Raw genomic sequence first — 1,289 nt, forward strand, 5'->3', positions numbered from 1 at the left:
TCCCGGCAGTGGTGGGCTGCGGCGACGCTACCGATCGCTTGCAGGACGGCAACAAAGTCACCGTCTCCTGCGCCGAGGGCGACACCGGCTATGTCTATAGCGATTTGATCGATTTCGAAGTCACCAGTTCGCAGGTAGACGAGATGCCGGCGCTGCCGCTGAAGATCATGATGAACGTGGCCAACCCGGAACGTGCCTTCGACTTCGGCCAGCTGCCGAACGCCGGCATCGGCCTGGCCCGCCTGGAAATGATCATCGCCAGCCACATCGGCATCCACCCCAACGCACTGCTGGAATACGACCGCCAGGACGCGGCGACCAAGAAGAAGATCGACGAGAAGATCGCCGGTTACGCCGATCCGGTCAGCTTCTACGTCGGCCGCCTGGCCGAGGGCATCGCCACCCTGACCGCCTCGGTCGCGCCGAACCCGGTGATCGTGCGCCTATCGGACTTCAAGTCCAATGAGTACGCCAACCTGATCGGCGGCAGCAATTACGAGCCGCATGAAGAGAACCCGATGATCGGCTTCCGCGGCGCCAGCCGTTACGTCGACCCGAGCTTCTCGGACGCCTTCGCACTGGAATGCAAGGCCGTGCTGCGCGTACGCAACGAGATGGGCCTGGACAACCTGTGGGTCATGATTCCGTTCGTGCGCACCCTGGAAGAAGGCCGCAAGGTCGTCGAGGTGCTGGAGCAGAATGGCCTCAAGCAGGGCGAGAACGGCCTGAAGATCATCATGATGTGCGAAGTGCCGTCCAACGCACTGCTCGCCGATGAGTTCCTGGAAATCTTCGACGGCTTCTCCATCGGCTCCAACGACCTGACCCAGCTGACCCTGGGCCTGGACCGCGATTCCTCGATCGTCGCGCACCTGTTCGACGAGCGGAACCCGGCGGTGAAGAAGCTGCTGTCGATGGCGATCAAGTCCGCACGCGCCAAGGGCAAGTACGTCGGTATCTGCGGCCAGGGCCCGTCCGACCACCCGGACCTGGCCGAATGGCTGATGCAGGAGGGCATCGAGTCGGTGTCGCTGAATCCGGACACCGTGGTCGACACCTGGCTGCGTCTGGCCAAGTTGAAGGCCAACAGCTGATACGGCTGGCAGGTTGACGAACGAAACCCCGCGCAAGCGGGGTTTTGTTTTTGCCGTGGAGCCACGCCATGCGTGGCTGCCTTGCGTTGGGGGTCCGGGTGCCGGATGGGCTGCGTTGCCACGCATGGCGTGGCACTACCCTTGTCTGCGACCACCACGGTGGGCGGGTAGAGCCACGCCATGCGTGGCTGCCTT

Annotated in this window: 1 protein-coding gene; it reads left to right on the forward strand. The window is 63.4% G+C overall.

The annotated features are described in order from the left end of the window. Nucleotides 1-1,094: putative PEP-binding protein (locus tag RTO53_RS04275; RefSeq protein ID WP_312236636.1), on the forward strand; the 1,094-nt coding region annotated here is incomplete at its 5' end. Nucleotides 1,095-1,289 lie beyond the last annotated feature (195 nt).

Source organism: Stenotrophomonas sp., assembly GCF_031995405.1.
In the GTDB taxonomy this organism is placed as follows: domain Bacteria; phylum Pseudomonadota; class Gammaproteobacteria; order Xanthomonadales; family Xanthomonadaceae; genus Stenotrophomonas.